The 20336-nt window shown below is 72.6% G+C and carries 14 protein-coding genes and 1 tRNA gene; 10 read left to right on the top strand and 5 right to left on the bottom strand.

Features of this window, described 5'->3' with window-relative positions; all coding sequences use genetic code 11:
• Nucleotides 1-32 precede the first annotated feature (32 nt).
• Nucleotides 33-1064: a FecCD family ABC transporter permease gene (locus IE98_RS0125740; RefSeq protein WP_030272829.1), complete on the bottom strand. Its 1032-nt coding sequence runs from the start codon at nucleotides 1062-1064 to the stop codon at nucleotides 33-35.
• Nucleotides 1061-2125 carry an iron ABC transporter permease gene (locus IE98_RS0125735; protein WP_030272827.1) on the bottom strand — a complete coding sequence of 355 codons (1065 nt, stop codon included), beginning with the start codon at nucleotides 2123-2125 and terminating at the stop codon, nucleotides 1061-1063. Before IE98_RS0125735 ends, IE98_RS0125740 begins: the two co-directional genes overlap by 4 nt.
• Before the next feature lie 156 nt (nucleotides 2126-2281).
• On the opposite strand from IE98_RS0125735, the gene IE98_RS0125730 reads away from it, so the two are divergent.
• The 9 genes from IE98_RS0125730 (at nucleotide 2282) to IE98_RS0125690 (ending at nucleotide 14894) form a co-directional block, all read left to right on the top strand.
• The gene (locus IE98_RS0125730) at nucleotides 2282-3331 is read left to right on the top strand and encodes an ABC transporter substrate-binding protein (RefSeq protein WP_030272826.1); all 1050 of its coding nucleotides are present in this window, start codon (nucleotides 2282-2284) and stop codon (nucleotides 3329-3331) included.
• 7 nt (nucleotides 3332-3338) lie between these two features.
• The gene (locus IE98_RS0125725) at nucleotides 3339-4205 is read left to right on the top strand and encodes a siderophore-interacting protein (protein ID WP_030272824.1); all 867 of its coding nucleotides are present in this window, start codon (nucleotides 3339-3341) and stop codon (nucleotides 4203-4205) included.
• A 135-nt stretch (nucleotides 4206-4340) separates the two neighbouring features.
• Nucleotides 4341-5903, top strand: coding sequence for a pyridoxal phosphate-dependent decarboxylase family protein (locus tag IE98_RS0125720; RefSeq protein WP_030272821.1), 1563 nt, complete (start codon nucleotides 4341-4343; stop codon nucleotides 5901-5903).
• Between the two features lie 31 nt (nucleotides 5904-5934).
• The gene (locus IE98_RS0125715; protein ID WP_030272819.1) at nucleotides 5935-7227 is read left to right on the top strand and encodes a lysine N(6)-hydroxylase/L-ornithine N(5)-oxygenase family protein; all 1293 of its coding nucleotides are present in this window, start codon (nucleotides 5935-5937) and stop codon (nucleotides 7225-7227) included.
• Nucleotides 7224-7790, top strand: a complete 567-nt coding sequence (locus IE98_RS0125710; RefSeq protein WP_030272814.1) for a GNAT family N-acetyltransferase — start codon at nucleotides 7224-7226, stop codon at nucleotides 7788-7790. Before IE98_RS0125715 ends, IE98_RS0125710 begins: the two co-directional genes overlap by 4 nt.
• On the top strand, nucleotides 7787-9574 hold the full coding sequence (locus IE98_RS0125705) for an IucA/IucC family protein (RefSeq protein ID WP_030272812.1): 1788 nt from the start codon (nucleotides 7787-7789) through the stop codon (nucleotides 9572-9574). The genes IE98_RS0125710 and IE98_RS0125705 overlap by 4 nt, the downstream gene beginning before the upstream one ends.
• Before the next feature lie 17 nt (nucleotides 9575-9591).
• A complete protein-coding gene (locus IE98_RS0125700) occupies nucleotides 9592-11067 on the top strand; it encodes an MFS transporter (RefSeq protein WP_234443673.1) in 1476 nt (491 codons plus the stop codon).
• Nucleotides 11068-11202: 135 nt separating this feature from the next.
• Nucleotides 11203-12177 (top strand): polyphosphate kinase 2 family protein, encoded by a 975-nt coding sequence (locus IE98_RS0125695; RefSeq protein ID WP_030272807.1) that lies wholly within the window; start codon nucleotides 11203-11205, stop codon nucleotides 12175-12177.
• Nucleotides 12174-14894, top strand: a complete 2721-nt coding sequence (locus IE98_RS0125690; RefSeq protein ID WP_030272806.1) for a cation-translocating P-type ATPase — start codon at nucleotides 12174-12176, stop codon at nucleotides 14892-14894. Before IE98_RS0125695 ends, IE98_RS0125690 begins: the two co-directional genes overlap by 4 nt.
• Nucleotides 14895-14983: 89 nt before the next feature.
• Here the strand turns inward: IE98_RS0125690 and IE98_RS0125685 are convergent, their stop codons facing one another.
• On the bottom strand, nucleotides 14984-17617 hold the full coding sequence (locus IE98_RS0125685) for a valine--tRNA ligase (RefSeq protein WP_030272805.1): 2634 nt from the start codon (nucleotides 17615-17617) through the stop codon (nucleotides 14984-14986).
• Nucleotides 17618-17880: 263 nt separating this feature from the next.
• Here IE98_RS0125685 and gltX point away from each other — a divergent pair, with 263 nt between their 5' ends.
• Nucleotides 17881-19245 carry a glutamate--tRNA ligase gene (gene gltX / locus IE98_RS0125680; protein WP_234443676.1) on the top strand — a complete coding sequence of 455 codons (1365 nt, stop codon included), beginning with the start codon at nucleotides 17881-17883 and terminating at the stop codon, nucleotides 19243-19245.
• Nucleotides 19246-19384: 139 nt separating this feature from the next.
• Here the strand turns inward: gltX and IE98_RS0125675 are convergent.
• Nucleotides 19385-19458: transfer RNA gene (locus tag IE98_RS0125675), tRNA-Thr, on the bottom strand.
• 101 nt (nucleotides 19459-19559) lie between these two features.
• A complete protein-coding gene (gene leuE, locus IE98_RS0125670) occupies nucleotides 19560-20225 on the bottom strand; it encodes a leucine efflux protein LeuE (protein ID WP_030272802.1) in 666 nt (221 codons plus the stop codon).
• Nucleotides 20226-20336 lie beyond the last annotated feature (111 nt).

The raw sequence follows: 20336 nt of genomic DNA, 5'->3' as shown, positions 1-20336 counted from the left end.
CGTGGTGCGGGTGCGGGGCGCGGGCTGTCTGCTCAAATCCGGCCTGCCCGGCGCTCGGTGGCGAGGAGCCAGACCAGGTAGCCGCCGCCGAGGACGCCGGTGACGACGCCGACCGGCAGCTGGTGGCCGGCGAAGGCCCGTTGGGCGAGGTAGTCGGCGGTGACGAGCAGGGCGGCGCCGGTGCACATGGCGGCGAGCAGGTTGGGGCCGGGTGCGCGGGTGAGCCGCTTGGCCAGCTGGGGGGCGGTGAGGGCGACGAAGTTGACCGGGCCGGCGGCGGCCGCGGCGAGCGCGGCGAGCAGGACGGCGCAGGCGAGCAGGGCGAGGCGGACGCGTTCGACCCGGATGCCGAGGCCGCCGGCGGCGTCGTCGCCCATCTCCAGCATCCGCAGGGCGCGGCCGGCGCCGAGCAGGACTGCGGGGCCGAGGACGGCGAGGGCGATCAGCAGCGGGACGGCGTCGCGCCAGCCGCGGCCGTCGAGGCTGCCGGTGAGCCAGAGCATCGCGCGGGCGGCGTCCATCAGCTGGGTGCGGGTCAGCAGGTAGCCGTTGATGCCGGTGAGGACGGCGGCGCTGCCGATGCCGACGAGGACGAGCCGGCTGCCCTGGACGCCCTGTCGCCAGGCGAGGGCGTAGATGGCGGCGCCGGTGGCGATGCCGCCGGCGACCGCGCCGCCGGCCAGGGCGAGGCTGCTGCCGCCGGCGAGGACGACCAGCAGGGCGCCGGCGCCGGCGCCCTGGGTGAAGCCGAGGACGTCGGGGCTGCCGAGCGGGTTGCGGACGAGGGACTGGAAGAGCGCGCCGGCCAGGGCGAGGGCGGCGCCGACCAGCAGGGCGGTGACGACGCGGGGCAGCCGCAGGTCGTTGACGATGAAGTCCTCGGCGGGGCTGCCGCCGCCGGTGAGGGTGCGCAGCACGTCCGAGGTGCTCATCGGGTAGTCGCCGCTGCCGAGGGCGAGGACGCCGACGGCGAGGGCGAGCAGGGCGGCCGCGGCACCGGCCAGCAGGGCGCGGGGCCGGTGGCGGACGGAGACGGCGGCGCCGATCCGGAGGGTGCTGCTCATGCCCGGGCCACCTTTCCGCGGCGTGCGAGGTAGAGGAAGAAGGGGCCGCCGAGGACGGCGGTGACGATGCCGACCTGGAGTTCGCCGGGCCGTCCGAGGACGCGGCCGAGCACGTCGGCGCCGAGCAGCAGGACGGGGGCGAGGACGGCGCAGTACGGGAAGAGCCAGCGCAGGTCGGGGCCGGTGAGGGCGCGGACGAAGTGCGGCACCATCAGGCCGACGAAGACGATCGGGCCGCAGGCCGCGGTGGCGGCGCCGCAGAGCAGGGTGACGGCGGTGATCGCGGCGGCGCGGACCAGTTCGGGCCGGGCGCCGAGGGCGCGGGCGGAGTCGTCGCCGAGCGCCATCGCGTTGAGCGGCCGGGCGAGGGCGAGGGCGAGCAGCAGGCCCGCGGCGATGAACGGCAGCACCTTGAGCACGGTGGAGCCCTGGGCGCCGGCGAGCGAGCCGACCGTCCAGAAGCGCATCTTCTCCAGGGCGCCGGAGTCGAGCAGCATCAGGGCGCTGACGTAGCTGTAGAGGGTGGCGTTGAGGGCGGAGCCGGCGAGGGCGAGCCGGGCCGGGGTGGCACCGCGGCCGCCGCCGACGGCGTAGACCAGGGCGGCGACCGCGGCGGTGCCGGCGAGGGCGAACCAGACGTAGCCGTCGAAGGTGGCGATGCCGAGGAAGGTGCCGGCGGAGACGACGGCGGCGGAGGCGCCGGCGTTGATGCCGAGCAGGCCGGGGTCGGCGAGCGGGTTGCGGGTGAGGGCCTGCATGACGCCGCCGGCGAGGCCCAGCGCGGTGCCGGCGAGCAGGCCGAGCAGGGTCCGCGGCAGCCGCATCTCGTGGACGACGGTGTACGAGCCGGAGGCGGGGTCGGTGAGGCCGTGCCAGACCTCGGCGGGCGAGAGCTCCTTGGCGCCGACGCCGATGCTCAGCGCCAGGACGGTGAGCAGGACGGCGAGGGCGACGAGGAGGCCGGCGGCGCGCAGCGCGGTGCGGGCGCCGGGAGGGCGTCGTCGGGGGTCGGCGGGTTCGGCCGAACTCCCTTGGGCCTGTGGCGGCTTGGTGAGGGACACGGATGGTGCTCCGACGCTGGCGGGGACCGTTTTCCGGAAGCCCCTCTGGACAACGACTTAGGTTAGGTTAACCTAAGTCCCGCTGCGGGTCCGCTGCCAGCCCCCGCCTGCACCAGCCGCTGCGCCCGCCCCCTTCGAACCGAGAGAGACACCGTCATGCCGCGTTCCAGAACTGCCGCTCACCTCTCCCGTCGCGGCCTGCTCGCCGCCGGTGGCGCCACCGCCCTCGGTGCCGTGCTCGCCGCCTGCGGCAGCAGCGGCGGTTCGGGTTCCGACGCGTCGGGCTCCTCGGCGAAGCCCGCCGGTGCGGGCCCCTGGTCGTTCACCGACGACCGCAGGAAGGCGCTCACCGCCGGGTCCGCGCCGAAGCGGATCGTGGCGTACACCGGCACCGCGGCGGCCCTGGTGGACTTCGGCCTGGACGAGCAGATCGTCGGCGTCTTCGGCGAGACGAAGACCGCCGACGGCAAGGCCGACCCGACGGCCGGCGACCTGAAGGTCGACACGGTCGAGATCCTCGGCAACGCCTGGGGCGAGTTCAGCGTCGAGAAGTACGCGGCGCTGCGGCCCGAGCTGCTGGTGACGCACATGTACGACCCGGACGCGCTGTGGTACGTGCCGGACGAGAGCAAGGACAAGATCCTGGGGCTCGCCCCGAGCGCCGCGATCACCACCGCCCGCGTCCCGATGACCAAGCCGATCGAGCGGTACGCCGCGCTCGCGGAGTCGCTCGGCGCGGACCTGAAGGCCAAGAAGGTCACCGACGCCAAGGCCCGCTTCGAGAAGGCCGCCGAGGAGCTCCGCCAGGCGGCCAAGGCCGGCGGCGGCATCAAGGTGATGGCCTGCTCGGGCAGTGCGGACGTCTTCTACGTCTCCAACCCGAAGATCTCCACCGACCTGATGTACTTCGCCGAGCTCGGCGTCGACATCGTGGTGCCCACCAAGCTGGAGGCCGGCGACTACTTCGAGGCGCTCAGCTGGGAGAACGCCGGCAAGTTCCCCGCCGACCTGCTGCTGCTGGACAACCGCTCCACCTCGCTGCAGCCCAAGGACCTCGCCGCCAAGCCGGCCTGGGGCCAGCTGCCCGCCGTCAAGGCCGGCCAGATCACCCCGTGGGACGCGGTGCCGCGCTTCTCGTACGCGGGCGCCGCGCCGCTGCTGGAGAACCTCGCCAAGGCGATCCGGAACGCCAGGAAGGTGAGCTGACGCCGCCATGGCCACCGCTTCCGCGATCGCGGCGCAGTACGGGTTCTTCGAGGCCGGGGTCGTCCGCACCCGCCGGCTCGGGCCGACGATGCTGCGGGTCACCTTCGGCGGCGCGCAGCTGGCCGGTTTCGCCTCGGGCGGCCGGGACCAGAGCTTCTCGCTCTTCCTGCCGCACCCCGGGCAGGACGCCCCGGTGCTGCCGATCGGAGAGGGCGAGGGCCGGTTCGCCGCCTGGCGGGCCCTCGACGAGGGCGTCCGGGCGGTGATGCGCTCGTACACCGTCCGCGCGCAGCGCCGCGACCCGGACGAGGTGGACGTCGACTTCGTGCTGCACGGGGTGGACTCGCCCGGTGCTGCCGGGCCGGCCGCCGTATGGGCGGCGAAGGCCGCACCGGGCGACCGGGTGGTCCTGCTCGGCCCGGCCGTCGAGGACAACCGCAGCGTCTGCTTCCGTCCGCCGGCCGGCACCGACTGGGTGCTGCTGGCCGCGGACGAGACGGCGCTGCCCGCCGTCGGCGGCATCCTGGACGGGCTGCCGCCGACCACCCGCGCCCGGGTCTGGATCGAGGTCCCGTACGCGGAGGACATCCAGGACCTGGCCGCCGGACCGGAGGTGGACATCACCTGGCTGGTCCGGGAGAGCGGGGCGACCCCGCTGGTGGAGGCGGTCCGCGCGGCCGACCTGCCGGGGGGCACCCCGTACGCCTGGATCGCCGGCGAGTCCGGGAGCGTCCGGGCGCTGCGCCGGCACCTGGTCGGCGAGCGCGGGACGGACCGCACCGCGGTGACCTTCGCCGGCTACTGGCGGCGCGGCGCCTCCGAGGAGCAGCTCCGACTGGAGGCCGCCTCCGGCACCGCTCCTGACGGGGACTGATTTCCGACACACCGTCAGCGCCACCTCCACGACGGCCCGTTCCCCGAATCCGGGGGCGGGCCGTCGCGCCCGCATGGAACTTAGGATAGGCTAACCTAAGTTCCACTCCCCGTCCGCGACCGTTGAGGACTGACCATGAGTTTCCGGGGCCACACCGTCGAGCCGTCGGCAGGCAGCACCGCCACCCTGGAGGACGCCAGATCACACCTGTTCAACGACCGCACGGTGGAGCGCTACCGGGATTCCCTGCGGGCCGGCGTCGAGACCGTCGCCGCCAAGGTCTCCACCACCACCCGCCCCTTCACCGGGACGACCCCGGACCGGCTGGCCCCGGAGATATCCGGCATCGACCTCGACCGTCCGCTCGGCGACCCCGCCGAGGCGCTCGCCGAGCTGGAGGACGTCTACCTCCGCGACGCCGTCTACTTCCACCACCCGCGCTACCTGGCCCACCTCAACTGCCCGGTGGTGATCCCCGCCCTGCTCGGCGAGGCCGTCCTCACCGCCGTCAACTCCTCGCTGGACACCTGGGACCAGAGCGCCGGCGGCACCCTCATCGAGCGCCGCCTGGTCGACTGGACGGCCGAGCGGATCGGCCTCGGCCCGGACGCCGACGGCGTCTTCACCAGCGGCGGCACCCAGTCCAACTTCCAGGCCCTGCTGCTCGCCCGCGAAGAGGCCTGCGCCGCCCTCGCGGCCGCCGCCGACACCCCGCCGGCCAAGCACGAACTGCTGCCGAAGCTGCGCATCATCGCCTCCGAAGCCAGCCACTTCAGCGTCAAGAAGTCCGCGAAACTGCTCGGCCTCGGCACGGACGCGGTGATCTCCGTGGAGACCGACCGCAGCCGCCGGATGAAGCCCGAGGCGCTCGCCCGGGAGCTCGCCCGCTGCACCGCCGAGGGCCTGACCGTGATGGCCGTGGTCGCCACCGCCGGCACCACCGACTTCGGCTCGATCGACCCGCTGCCCGAGATCGCCGGCCTGTGCGCCGCCGCCGGGGTGTGGATGCACGTGGACGCCGCCTACGGCTGCGGACTGCTCGTCTCCCCCACCCGCCGGCGGCTGCTCGACGGCATCGAGCGGGCCGACTCGGTCACCGTCGACTACCACAAGTCCTTCTTCCAGCCGATCAGTTCCTCCGCCGTTCTGGTCCGCGACGGCAGCACGCTGCGGCACGCGACCTACTACGCGGACTACCTCAACCCGGCCCGGATGGCCGAGCGGCGGATCCCCAACCAGGTCGACAAGAGCATCCAGACCACCCGGCGCTTCGACGCCCTCAAGCTCTGGCTGACCCTGCGCGTCATGGGCGCCGAGGCCGTCGGCCTGCTCTTCGACGAGGTCGTCGACCGGGCCGCCGCCGCCTGGGAGATGCTCACCGAGGACCCGCGCTTCGAGGTCGTCACCAAGTCGCAGCTGTCCACCGTCGTCTTCCGCTGGCTGCCGCCCGCCGGCCCGTCCCGCGAACTCGCCGACGAGGCCAACCTGTACGCCCGCGAGGCGCTCGCCGCCTCCGGCGAGGCCGTCGTCGCCGGCACCAGGGTCGACGGCCGCCACTACCTGAAGTTCACCCTGCTCAACCCGGAGACCACACTGGACGACATCGCGCACGTCCTCGACCTCCTCGCCGAACACGCCGGCCGGTACGTCAACGACCGGGCCGCCGTCGCCCCCGAGCTCTGCCCCACCGCGGTCTGATCCCCGCCCCCCTCCGCACCACGGGAGAAGCATGTCCACCCACGACTTCGTCGCGATCGGGCTGGGTCCCTACAACCTGGGCCTCGCCTGCCTCACCGAGCCGATCGACGGCCTCGACGGCGTGTTCCTGGAGAGCAAGTCGGACTTCGACTGGCACCCCGGGATGCTGCTCGACTTCGCCACCCTGCAGACGCCGTTCATGGCCGACCTGGTGACGCTCGCCGACCCGACCTCGCCGTACTCCTTCCTCAACTACCTGAAGGAGCGGGGCCGGCTGTACCCGTTCTACATCCGCGAGATGTTCTACCCGGTGCGCAGCGAGTACGACGACTACTGCCGCTGGGCCGCCGCCAAGCTGCGCAGCGTCCGCTTCGGGCACACCGTGACCCGGATCGAGTACGACGAGGCCGACGGCCTGTACACCGTCGTCTCCGGGACCGCCGGCGGGACGGTGCGGCACCGCGCCCGGCACCTGGTGCTCGGCACCGGCACCCCGCCCTTCCTGCCCGGGCCCTGCCGCGGGCTCGGCGGCGACCTGGTGCACAACTCCGGCTACCTGGACGCCAAGCAGGCGCTGCAGAGGAAGCGCAGCATCACCGTCGTGGGCAGCGGCCAGAGCGCCGCCGAGATCTACTACGACCTGCTCGCCGAGACGGACGTGCACGGCTACCGGCTCGACTGGGTGACCCGCTCGCCGCGGTTCTTCCCGCTGGAGTACACCAAGCTCACCCTGGAGATGACCTCCCCCGAGTACGTGGACTACTTCCACGCCCTGCCGGAGGAGACGCGCTACCGCCTGGAGTCCGAGCAGAAGGGCCTCTTCAAGGGCATCGACGCCGACCTGATCAACGGCATCTACGACCTGCTCTACCAGAAGAGCGTCAAGGGCCCCGTCCCGACCAGGCTGCTCACCAACTCCGCACTGCGCAGCGCCTCGTACGACGAGACGCTGGGCACCTACACCCTCGGGCTGCACCACGCCGAGCAGCAGCGGGACTTCTCGCTGACCACCGAGGGCCTGGTGCTGGCCACCGGCTACGCGTACACCCCGCCGGCCTTCCTGGAGCCGGTGCACGACCGGATCCGCTGGGACGGCCGCGGCCGCTTCGACGTCGCCCGCAACTACAGCATCGACACCACCGGGCGCGGGATCTTCCTGCAGAACGCCGGCACCCACACCCACAGCATCACCTCCCCCGACCTCGGCATGGGCCCGTACCGCAACTCGTGGATCGTGCGCGAGCTGACCGGCCGCGAGGTCTACCCGATCGAGAAGACCATCGCCTTCCAGGAGTTCGGCGCGCCGGAGGGCGCCCCCGTATGACGCTCTTCACCCGCACCGACGCCCGCCTCGGCGAGTTCTCGATCCGTCCGCTCGACCCGGACGCCGACGCCGCGCTGCTGCACGCCTGGGTCACCCGCCCCAAGGCCGCGTTCTGGATGATGCAGGACGCCACCGAGGACGACGTCCGCACCGAGTACCGGCGGATCACCGAGCACCCGCACCACGACGCCTTCCTCGGCATGGTCGACGGCGTGCCGGCCTTCCTGGCCGAACGCTACGACCCGGCCCGGCTCGAACTCGTCGGCCTCCACGACGCCGAACCCGGCGACGTCGGCATGCACTTCCTGTGCGCGCCCGCCGACACCCCGGTGCACGGCTTCACCCGGGCCGTCATCACCACCGTGATGGCCTTCCTCTTCGACGACCCGGCCGTCCGCCGCGTCGTCGTCGAGCCGGACGTCCGCAACACCGCCGTCCACGCCCTGAACGCCGCCGTCGGCTTCGAGGTGATCGGCCCGATCGCCAAGCCGGAGAAGGACGCCCTGCTCAGCGTCTGCACCCGCGCCCAGTTCCAGCACGCCCTCGCAGGAGCCGCCGCATGATGCCCGCCGAAGCCGTCGCCCACCTGACGCCGGACGCCTGGGCCCGGGCCAACCGGCAGCTCGTCCGCAAGGCGCTCGCCGAGTTCTCGCACGAGCGGCTGCTCGTCCCCGAGCGGCTGCCCGACGGCCGGTACGCCGTCCGCAGCGACGACGGCGCGGTGGAGTACCGCTTCGCCGCCCGGCTGCGCGCCCTCGACCACTGGCAGATCCCGGACGGGTCCGTCACCCGGCACCGCGGCGAGCAGGAACTCCCGCTCGACGCACTGGACTTCTGCATCGAGCTGCGCGGCACGCTGGGCCTGACCGACGAAGTGCTGCCGGTCTACCTGGAGGAGATCTCCTCCACCCTGGCCGGCACCGCCTACAAGCTGTCCCGGCCCGCCCTCGGCGCCGACGAACTCGCCAAGGCCGACTTCCAGACCGTCGAGACCGGCATGACCGAGGGCCACCCCGGCTTCGTCGCCAACAACGGCCGGATCGGCTTCGGCGTGCACGAGTACCACCGGTACGCCCCGGAGGCCGCCTCCCCCGTGAAGCTGGTCTGGCTCGCCGCGCACCGCGACCACTCGGTCTTCACCTCCTGCGCGGACACCGACTACGACACGCTGGTCCGCCAGGAGCTCGACCCGGCCACCCTGGCCCGGTTCGCCGCCGCGATGGCCGCCCGCGGGCTCTCGCTCTCCGACTACCACCTGCTGCCGGTGCACCCCTGGCAGTGGTGGAACAAGCTGTCGGTGACCTTCGCCGGCGAGGTCGCCCGGCAGCGGCTGGTCTGCCTCGGCGAGGGCGACGACGAGTACCTCGCCCAGCAGTCCATCCGCACCTTCTTCAACACCAGCTCCCCGTCCCGGCACTACGTCAAGACGGCCGTCTCGGTGCTCAACATGGGCTTCATGCGCGGCCTCTCGGCCGCCTACATGGAGGCCACCCCGGCCATCAACGACTGGCTGGCCAAGCTGATCGCCGACGACGAGGTGCTGCGCGGCACCGGCCTGACGATCATCCGCGAGCACGCCGCGATCGGCTACCGGCACCGCCAGTACGAGGCCGCCACCGACCGGTACTCGCCGTACCGCAAGATGCTCGCCGCGCTCTGGCGGGAGAGCCCCGTGCCCTCGCTCGCCCCCGACGAGCGGCTGATGACGATGGCCGCCCTGCTGCACACCGACCGGGCGGGCCGCTCGCTGGCCGCCGCCCTGATCGGGCAGTCCGGCCTCGCCCCCGAGGTGTGGCTGCGGCGTTACCTGGACGCCTACCTGACCCCGCTGCTGCACAGCTTCTACGCCTACGACCTGGCGTTCATGCCGCACGGCGAGAACACGATCCTCGTGCTGGACGGCGGCACCGTGCAGCGGGCGGTCTTCAAGGACATCGCCGAGGAGATCGTCGTCATGGACGAGAACGCGGTGCTGCCGCCCGCCGTCCAGCGCGTCCGCGCCGCGGTGCCCGAGGACATGAAGCTGCTGTCGATCTTCACCGACGTCTTCGACTGCTTCTTCCGCTACCTCGCCGCGACCCTCGCCGAGGACGGCGCGCTCGACGAGGACGGCTTCTGGCGGACGGTCGCCGAGTGCGTCGCCGACTACCGCGACTCGGTGCCGCACCTCGCCGACCGCTTCGACCAGTACGACCCGTTCGCGCCCGAGTTCGCGCTGTCCTGCCTCAACCGGCTGCAGCTGCGCAACAACCGGCAGATGGTCGACCTGGCCGACCCGTCCGCCGCCGTGCAGCTGGTAGGCACGCTGGTGAACCCGATCGCCCGCTTCGCCCCCGCGGCCCGGTGACCGCCGCCACCGCACCGGTGGAGTCTCACCGCGAGGCCCGGCTGCCCGGCCGGTGGCCGGCCCTCGCGGTGATCTGCCTCGCCCAGCTCGTCGTGGTGCTCGACAACACCGTGCTGAACGTGGCCGTCCCCACCCTCACCCGGGAGCTCGGCGCGGACACCGCCGGCATCCAGTGGATCGTCAACGCCTACTCGCTCGTCCAGGCCGGGCTGGTGCTCGTCGCCGGTGCCGCCGCCGACCGGTACGGCCGGCGGCGTCTGCTGCTCACCGGGCTCGTCCTCTTCGGCCTCGGCTCGCTCGCCGCCGGGCTCTCCACCACCACCGGGCAGCTGATCGCCGCCCGGGCCGGCATGGGTGTGGGCGGCGCCCTGCTGACGACCAGCACGCTCGCCGTGGTGATGCAGCTCTTCGACGCCGAGGAGCGCACCCGGGCGATCGCCGCCTGGAGCGCCGTCAGCGCGCTCGGTTTCGCCGCCGGCCCGCCGGTCGGCGGACTGCTGCTGGCGCACTTCGCCTGGGGCGCGCTCTTCCTGGTCAACGTCCCGGTGGTGCTGTTCGGCCTGGCCGTCACCCGGGCGCTCGTCCCCGAGTCCCGCGCCCCCGGCGGAGGCCCGCCGGACCTGCTCGGCGCCCTGCTCTCCACGGCCGGCACGACCGCCGTGGTCTACGCCGTCGTCTCCGGGCCCGAACACGGCTGGGCCTCCGCCCACGTGCTGCTGCCCGCCCCGGCCGGCCTGCTGCTGCTCGCCGCCTTCGCCCGCTGGGAACGGCGGACGGCCCACCCGATGCTCGACCCGGAGTTCTTCCGCGACCGGAGGTTCACCGGCGCGGTCACCGGCGTCGTGCTGATCACCTTCGGCAGTGCCGGGGTGCTCTTCCTGCTCACCCAGCAACTGCAGTTCGTCCGCGGCTACCCGCCGCTGGAGGCCGGCCTGCGGATGGCGCCGTTCGCGCTCACCGTCGTCGCGCTCAACTTCACCGGCCTCACCGCCCGGCTGATCGCCCGGCTCGGCACGCCCCGCTCCATCGCCCTCGGCATGGCGGTGCTCGCCACCGGCTTCTCCGTCGCCGCGTTCGCCGCCGACGGCTACGGGCCGCTGCTCGCCGGGCTGGTGCTGATGGGCACCGGCTGCGCGGTCGCCAACCCGGCCATCGTCGAGGCCGTGGTGGGTGCCATCCCGCCTGACCGGGCGGGTGCCGGGGCCGGCGTCGACGGCGCGATGGCCGAGCTCGGCAGCAGCCTCGGCGTGGCCGCGCTCGGCGCCGTGATGAACGCCCGGCTGACGGCCGTCCTGCCCGCCGCGGCCTCCGTGCCCGCCGCCCTCGCCGCCGCGCACGACGGGGCCGACCGGGCCGCCGTCCTGGACGCCTTCACCGGGGCCGCCCGTACCGCCCAGCTGGTCGGCGCCGCCGCCGTCCTCGCCGGCGGCCTGACCGCCGCCCTGCTGCTGGCCCGCGCCGCCCGGAACACCCCCGGCACCGGCCCCGCCTGACCCGACGGCTCCCGACAGCTCCCGTCTGCTCCCGGCCCGAACGGCCGTACTCCGTTTGCCGCCACCGGACCTCGGGCGGAGCGTGGCAGGTGACTCCCGCCTCCGCCCGAGGCGGCCCGGCGGAAGGGGCCCGGCATGGCGGACGACCGAGCCGAGACCATCGCGCGCTTCATCGCGCCGCTCCGGGTGGAGCCCGGGTCGGACGTCGACCTCGCCCGCGACTTCGACCCCCGCTACCGGGCCCACCTGAAGAAGCGGGACGGCGCCGAACTGCTCAGCACCGGCGTCGAACTGCTCGCCGAGTACCAGGACCGGCTCGCCGCCCAGGACACCTACGGCGTGCTGCTCTGCCTCCAGGCCCTCGACGCCGGCGGCAAGGACGGCACGATCCGCCACGTCATGAGCGGCGTGAACCCGCAGGGCGTGAAGGTCAGCAGCTTCAAGGTCCCCTCGCCCGAGGAGCTCGACCACGACTACCTGTGGCGCTACAACCTCCGGCTGCCCGGCCGCGGCGAGATCGGCATCTTCAACCGCTCGCACTACGAGGAGGTCCTCGTCGTCCGGGTCCACCCGGAGAACCTGGAACGGCAGCGGCTGCCCGAGGCCGCCCGCGGACCGGACGTCTGGAAGCACCGCTACCGCGACATCAACCACTGGGAGCGCCACCTCACCGACAACGGCTTCAAGGTGGTCAAGATCTTCCTCAACCTCTCCCGGGAGGAGCAGCGGATCCGCTTCCTCAAGCGGATCGACCTGCCGGAGAAGAACTGGAAGTTCTCCGCGGCCGACGTCCGCGAGCGCCGCTTCTGGGACGACTACCAGCTCGCCTTCTCCGAGATGCTCTCCGCGACCAGCACCGAGTGGGCGCCCTGGTACGTGGTACCCGCCGACCGCAAGTGGTTCGCGCGGATCTGCGCCGCCGCCGTCCTGGTGCACACCCTGGCCGGGATCGACCCGCAGTACCCGTCGGTCGACGCCGAGGCCCGCAAGCAGCTGCGCCTCGTCCGGCGCGACCTGGAGGCCGCGGCCCCGCCCGGCGCCGAGGCCGACCCGTACGAGGCGGAGCACGGGAAGGGCAAGAAGCGGAAGAAGAAGAAGGCGAGCCGATGACCCAGCAGGCTGACCCGGTGGCGGCTGCGCCCGCACCGAGCTGGTACACGCGGCCGCCGGCGGAGGTGCTGGCCGCCTTCGGCGTCGATCCGGCCGTCGGTCTGAGCGCCGCCGCGGCGGCCGAGCGGCTCGCCGCGGACGGCCCGAACGCGCTGCCCGAGGAGGAGCCGACACCGACCTGGCGGCGGTTCCTCGACCAGTACCGCAGCTACATGCAGATCATCCTGGTCGCCGCCGCGGTGGTCTCGCTGGCCATCAAGCAGTGGAGCACCGGCATCCTGCTGGTCCTGCTGACGCTGCTGAACGCCGTCGTGGGCCTGCGCCAGGAGGGCAAGGCCGAGAGCGCGATGAACGCGCTGAAGTCGATGATGAAGGCCACCGCGCGGGTCCGCCGGGACGGCACCGAGTCGGAGATCCCCGCCGAGCAGCTGGTCGTCGGCGACGTCGTGCTGATCTCGGCGGGCGACCAGGTCCCCGCGGACGGACGGATCGTCCAGGCGAGCGCGCTGCAGATCGACGAGTCCGCGCTCACCGGCGAGAGCGTCCCGGCGGCCAAGGACGCGGGCACGCTGACCGGTGAACGGCTGGCGCCCGGCGAGCAGTCGAACATGGCGTTCATGAACACCCCGGTGACGCACGGCAGCGGACTGCTCATCGTCACCGGCACCGGTGCCGGCACCGAACTCGGCAAGATCTCCGGCCTGCTCTCGGCCACCGAGAAGGAGCAGTCGCCGCTCGACCGGGAGCTCAACACCCTCACCCTGTGGATCGCCGGTGCGGCCGGCCTGACCATGATCGTGATGTTCGCGCTCGGCCGCAGCCGCGACCAGGCCTGGGACGCGCTCTTCGTCAGTGCCGTCTCGCTGGCCATCGCGGCCATCCCGGAGGCGCTGCCCACGGTCTCCCAGGTGATCCTCTCGGTCGGCAGCCTCAACCTGGCGAAGCGCCACGCGATCGTGAAGGAGCTGTCCTCGGTCCAGACCCTGGGCTTCACCTCGGCGATCAACTCGGACAAGACCGGCACCCTGACGATGAACCAGATGACGGCCGTGGAGGTGCTCAGCCCGACCGACCGCTACACCGTCTCCGGCACCGGCTACGGCCTGGAGGGCCGGATCCACCACGCCGCGGGGACCTCGGCCGGCGTCGAGGACGCGGTGCTGCCGTACCTGGTCGCCAGCGACGCCAAGCTGGTGGACGGCCGGGTCGTCGGCGACCCCACCGAGGGCGCCCTGCTGGTGCTCGGCCACAAGGCGGGCCTGGACATCGAGGCGACCCGGGAGCGCTACCCGCGGCTCGCCACGCTGCCCTTCGACCCCGGCTACAAGCTGATGGCCACCTTCAACTCGGCGGTGGACGCGATGGGCCGGCCGGTCGTCCGCTGCTTCGTCAAGGGCGCCGCCCCGGCGGTGATGGACCGGGCCGCCACCGCGCTCTCGGCGGGCACCAGCATCCCCTGGGACGGCGAACTCGCCCGCCGGGCGCAGGCGGCCACCGAGCGGATGGGCGGCGAGGGCCGCCGGGTGATGGCCGCCGCCGTCCGCGACATCGACCCGGCGCACTTCGACCCGGCGGGCGACCTGCTCGCCCTGGTCACCGACCTGCAGATGACCAGTCTGGTCGGCATGGTGGACCCGCCGCGCGAGGAGTCCAAGGCGGCGGTCGCCGAGGCGCAGGCCGCCCACATCCGGGTCCGGATGGTGACCGGTGACGACGTCACCACCGGTGCGGCGATCGCCCGGCAGCTCGGCATCGAGGGCGAGGCGGTGCTCGGCGCGGACTTCGCCGCCATGTCCGAGCAGGAGCAGCTGGAGCGGATCGACACCATCGGGGTGGTCGGCCGGGTCGCGCCCGAGCACAAGGTGCTGCTGGCCGACACGCTCAAGAAGAAGGGCGCCGTCGTCGCGATGACCGGCGACGGCGTCAACGACGCACCGGCGATCAAGGCCGCGGACATCGGCATCGCGATGGGCAGCGGCACCGACGTGGCGAAGAACGCCAGCCGGATGATCCTCTCCGACGACAACTTCGCCACCATCGTCTACGCGGTGGCGGAGGGCCGGAAGCTCTACGACAACCTCACCAAGTACATCCGCTTCGTGCTCCTGCTGCTGGTCACCTTCGTGCTGACCTTCCTCGGCGCGACGATCTTCAACATCGCCGGCGGCGAGCCCTTCCCGCCGCCGCAGGTGCTGTGGATCCACTTCGTGGTGAACGCGCCGTTCGGCTTCGCGCTCGGCTTCGACCAGGAGAGCCCCGGGCTGATGCAGCGGACGCCGCGGCCGCGCGGCGAGTCGGTGCTGACCCGGCCGGTGATGGTCACGGTGGGGCTGAGCGGCCTCGCGATCACCGTCTTCCTGCTCTCGCTGATCAAGCTCGGCGAGGACCGCTACGGCAGCGTGGACACCGGCAGCTCGATCGCCTTCACCGCCTTCTCGCTCTGCCTGATCGTCGCGGCCTTCGAGTGCCGCAGCGAGACGGCCTCGGTGTTCAACAGCACGACCTTCGACAGCAAGCAGATGAACTGGGCCGCCCTCGGCGAGTTCGTCCTGGCCGTGATGGTCACCCAGATGGACGGCTTCCGCCGGATCCTCGGCACCACCCGGATCAGCGTCCAGCAGTTCGGCTGGGCCCTGCTGGCGCCGCTGGCCCTGCTGCTGCTCTGGGAGATCGGCAAGTGGCTGGCCCGGCGGATGCGACCGGTGCCGGCCTCCTGAGGGGCCGAGGGGCCCGACCGGCCGGGCATGCGAAGGGCCGCACCCGTCGCGCGGGGCGGCCCTCCGTCGTCCGTTCCCGGACCTGCAGGTCAGGCCTGGGGCAGGCCGGCCAGCTGGGCGGTGATCCGGGCGATGTCGGCCTCGGCGGCCTCCTGGCGGCCGCGGATCTTGGCGACCACCTCGTCCGGGGCCTTCGCGAGGAAGGCCTCGTTGCCGAGCTTGGCGGTGGTCTGCGCCTTCTCCTTCTCGGCGACGGCGAGGTCCTTCTGCAGGCGCTTGCGCTCGGCGGCCACGTCGATCGCACCCGACAGGTCCAGCGCGACGGTGGCACCGGCCACCGGCAGCGAGGCGGTGGCGGCGAACTCGTCACCGGGCTCGGTCAGCCGCAGCAGCGAGCGGATCGCCTCCTCGTGCGCCACCAGCGGGGTGCCCGCCAGGTCCAGCCGGGCCGGGACGCGCTGGCCCGGCTTGAGGCCCTGGTCGGAGCGGAACCGGCGGACCTCGGTCACCACCTGCTGCAGCGTGGCGATCTCGGCCTCGGCGGCGGCGTCCCGGTAGCCGCTGTCCTTCGGCCACTCGGCGACGACCACCGACTCGGCGCCGGTGAGCGTCGTCCACAGGGCGTCGGTGACGAACGGGACGATCGGGTGCAGCAGGCGCAGCGTGACGTCCAGGACCTCGCCGAGCACCCGGCGGGAGGCGTCGGCCTGCGGGCCGCCGGCCGCCAGGGTCGTCTTGGAGAGCTCGACGTACCAGTCGAACACCTCGTCCCACGCGAAGTGGAAGAGGGCGTCCGACAGCTTGGCGAACTGGTAGTCGTCGTACAGCGCGTCGGCCTCGGCGACGGCGGCGTTGAGGCGGGAGAGGATCCAGCGGTCGGCGGCCGTCAGGTCCTCCGGTGCCGGCAGCGGGCCCTCGACCGTCGCGCCGTTCATCAGGGCGAAGCGGGTGGCGTTCCAGATCTTGTTGCAGAAGTTGCGCGAGCCCTGGACCCAGCTCTCGCCGATCGGCACGTCGGCACCGGGGTTGGCGCCGCGGGCCAGGGTGAAGCGGACGGCGTCGGCGCCGTAGGCGTCCATCCAGTCCAGCGGGTCGACGACGTTGCCGAAGGACTTCGACATCTTCTTGCCGAACTCGTCGCGGACCAGGCCGGTCAGCGCGATGGTGTGGAACGGCGGGGTGCCGTCCATCGCGTAGAGGCCGAACATCATCATCCGGGCGACCCAGAAGAAGATGATGTCGTGACCGGTCAGCAGGACGTCGGTCGGGTAGAACTTCTCGAGGTCGGCGGTCTTCTCCGGCCAGCCGAGCGTGGAGAACGGCCACAGGCCGGAGGAGAACCAGGTGTCCAGGACGTCGGTGTCCTGCGTCCAGCCCTCGCCGGCGGGCGCCTGCTCGTTCGGACCCACGCAGACGACCTCGCCGTCGGGGCCGTACCAGACCGGGATGCGGTGGCCCCACCACAGCTGGCGCGAGATGCACCAGTCGTGCATGTTGTCGACCCAGTTGAAGTAGCGGTTCTCCAGCTCCTTCGGGTGGATCTGGACCCGGCCGTCGCGGACGGCGTCGCCGGCGGCCTGCGCGAGCGGGCCGACCTTGACCCACCACTGCAGCGACAGGCGCGGCTCGACCACGGTCTTGCAGCGCGAGCAGTGGCCGACGGCGTGCATGTACGGGCGCTTCTCGCCGACGATGCGGCCCTCGGAGCGCAGCGCGCCGACCACGGCGGAGCGGGCCTCGAAGCGGTCCAGGCCGAGGAACGGGCCGTGCACGGTGATCACACCGCGCTCGTCCATCACGGTCAGCGACTCCAGGCCGTGCCGCTGGCCGATGGCGAAGTCGTTCGGGTCGTGGGCCGGCGTCACCTTGACGGCGCCGGTGCCGAACTCCGGGTCGACGTGCTCGTCGGCGACGACCGGGATCTCACGGTTCGTCAGCGGCAGCTTGATGGTGCGGCCGACCAGGTGCTTGTAGCGCTCGTCGTCCGGGTGGACGGCGACCGCGGTGTCGCCCAGCATCGTCTCGGCGCGGGTGGTGGCGACCACGATCGAGTCGTCGCCCTCGCCGTAGCGGATCGAGACCAGCTCACCCGGCACCTCGTCGTGCTCGACCTCGATGTCGGAGAGCGCGGTGAGGCAGCGCGGGCACCAGTTGATGATGCGCTCGGCGCGGTAGATCAGGCCGTCGTCGAAGAGCTTCTTGAAGATGGTCTGGACGGCCTGCGACAGGCCCTCGTCCATGGTGAAGCGCTCGCGCGACCAGTCGACGCCGTCGCCGAGGCGGCGCATCTGGCCGAGGATCCTGCCGCCGTAGTTCTCCTTCCACTCCCAGACCTTCTCGACGAAGGCCTCGCGGCCCAGGTCGTGCCGGGAGAGGCCGGACTCGGCGAGCTGCTGCTCGACCTTGTTCTGGGTGGCGATGCCGGCGTGGTCCATGCCGGGCAGCCACAGCGCCTCGAAGCCGAGCATCCGCTTGCGGCGGGTCAGCGCGTCCATCAGCGTGTGCTGGAAGGCGTGGCCGAGGTGCAGCGCACCGGTCACGTTCGGCGGTGGGATGACGATGGTGTAGGTGGGCTTGTCGCTCTTCGCGTCGGCGCTGAAGTAGCCCCGCTCCACCCAGCGCTCGTACAGCACGCCCTCTACCTCGGCCGGGGCGTAGGCGGTCGGCAGTTCGGGGTGGCTGATCGGCCCGCGGTCGGGGGCCTGCTGAGTGTCATCGGTCACCCCGCCATCCTAGTGGACGGGCCGCGAGCGGCCGGACGCCGTCCGTGCGGCGGCGCGCTGCGGCGGCGGGCGCGCGCCCTCGCGGCGGCGGCCCGGACGGTGGTCGGGGCGGCGGGACGGTGGCCGGGACAGCGGTCGGGCGGCGGTCGGGGCGGCGGTCGGGGCGGCGTTTCCGGCGGAGCGGGGGCGGGCCCGGGATCGGTAGGCTGTGCGGCATGTCTGCTCCCGCTGTTCGCGTCCGTTTCGCACCGTCCCCGACCGGCATGTTCCACGTCGGCGGCGCTCGTTCCGCCCTCTACAACTGGGCTGTGGCGCGACAGTCCGGCGGCACCTTCGTCCTGCGCATCGAAGACACCGATGCGGCGCGCAACAAGCCCGAGTGGATCGACGGGATCGTCAACGCGCTCTCCGCGATCGGCATCAACGAGTCCGACCCCGCCTTCGAGGGCCCCTACTTCCAGTCGCACAACGCCGACCGGCACCGCGAGGCAGCCGGGCAGCTGCACGCCGCCGGCAAGGCCTACTACTGCGACTGCACCCGCGAGCAGGTCCAGGAGCGCACCGGCTCGCAGCAGTTGGGCTACGACGGCTTCTGCCGCGAGCGCGGCCTCGACTGGGAGGCCGGCCGGGCGATGCGCTTCCGCACCCCGGACGAGGGCGAGACCGTGGTCGTGGACCTGATCCGCGGCGAGCCGGCCTTCCCGAACAGCGCCATCGAGGACTTCGTCATCGCCCGCGGCGACGGCACCCCGGTCTTCCTGCTGGCCAACGTGGTGGACGACCTGGACGAGGGCGTCACCCAGGTGATCCGCGGCGAGGAGCACCTCTCCAACACGCCCAAGCAGCAGCTGCTGTGGGAGGCGCTCGGCACGAAGCCGCCGGTCTGGGCGCACCTGCCGGTCATCGTCAACGAGAAGCGGCAGAAGCTCTCCAAGCGCCGCGACAAGGTGGCGCTGGAGGACTACCTGGCCGAGGGCTTCCTGCCCGAGGCGATGGTCAACTACCTGATGCTGCTGGGCTGGGCGCCGGGCGACGACCGCGAGATCCTGCCGTTCGAGGAGCTGCAGCAGCTCTTCCACGTGGAGAACGTCAACAGCTCCTCGGCGTTCTTCGACATCAAGAAGCTGACGGCCTTCAACGGCGACTACATCCGGGCGCTGAGCGCGGAGCAGTTCACCGCGGCCTGCGCGCCGTGGCTGGCCGCCCCGCACGCGCCGTGGCAGCCGGAGGCCTTCGACGCGGCCGTGTTCGAGAAGGTCGCGCCGCTCGCGCAGACCCGGATCGCGGTGCTGTCGGAGATCACCGCGCAGGTGGACTTCCTCTTCCTCGACGAGCCGGTCGCCGACGAGGCGTCCTGGGCGAAGGCGATGAAGGCGGGTGCGGCGGAGCTGCTCCGCGACGTCCGGGCGGAGCTCGCCACGGCGACGTGGACGGCCGAGGACCTCAAGACCGTCCTGGAGAAGGTCGGCACCGAGCACGGCCTCAAGCTCGGCAAGGCCCAGGCCCCGATCCGGGTGGCCGTCACCGGCCGCACCGTAGGCCTGCCGCTGTTCGAGTCGATGGAGCTGCTCGGCCGCGACCGCGTGCTGGCCCGCCTCGACGCCGCCGCGGAGCGCCTCGCCGCCTGACCCTCCTCGCAGTGCTCCGTCCGCCCCCGGACCACCGGCCCCGCCGGTACGGTCCGGGGGCGGCGGCGTTCGTGGGCCGCTCCGAATCCCGGAACGCAGAAAGCCCAGGCGCTCGATGAGCATCCTGGGCTTCCGTCCGAGCCGCCTGCGGGATTCGAACCCGCGACCTACGCATTACGAGTGCGTTGCTCTGGCCAACTGAGCTAAGGCGGCGCCGCTGCCGGGACTCCCCGACGAGGTCGAGGATCGCATCGGCAACGCGGGCCAGTCTACACAGTTTCCGGGGGTGGTCCGCACCGCGGACGGCCCGGGGGTCAGGCGGAGGAGACGGCGAGCTTGGCGGCGAAGCCGGCGAAGAGCAGGGCGACGCCGCTGGTGAGCCCTGCGGAGAGGCGCTTGCGGCGGCGGAAGGCGGTCGCGAGCGTGGTGCCGGCGAAGATCAGCACGGAGAGGTAGAGGACGCTGAAGGTCTGCAGGATGCCGCCGAGCAGGCCGAAGGAGAGCGCCGGCATGCCGTAGGACGGGTCCACGAACTGGGTGAAGAAGGACAGCAGGAAGAGGATGGCCTTCGGGTTGAGCAGGCTGATCACCAGCGCCCGGCGGAAGGGGTTCTCGGCGCTCTCCGGCAGCGTCTCGGCGGCCGCGGCCACGTCGAGCGCCTCGGCCGCGGCCCGCCGCTCGCGCCAGAGCTGCCGGGCGGCGCGGATCATGCCGACGCCGATCCAGAGCAGGTAGGCGGCGCCGCCGAACTTCACCACGGCGAAGACCGCCGGGTTGGCCTCCAGCAGCGAGGAGGCGCCGAGCGCGGTGAGGCTGATCAGGGTGAAGTCGCCGAGGAAGACGCCCGCGGCGGCCCGGTAGCCGGTGCGGACGCCCCTGCGGGCGGCGACGGACAGGACGTACAGCGAGTTCGGACCGGGCAGCAGGACGATGACCAGGGCGCCGAGGACGTACGTCGCCAGGTCGTTGACTCCGAACACGGGGGCTCCTGTCGGGGCGGTGGGACACGTGGGGGCGCCCCATGCTAGCCGCCAGCACCGTCAGGCAGGTACGGGTCTTACCTGCTGGACGGGGCGTGCGCTCCCGGCGCT

Source organism: Streptomyces sp. NRRL B-24484, assembly GCF_000717715.1.
Lineage (GTDB): Bacteria > Actinomycetota > Actinomycetes > Streptomycetales > Streptomycetaceae > Kitasatospora.
Note: the sequence above shows the minus strand (reverse complement) of the source record. Positions and strands in the feature narration are given on the sequence as shown.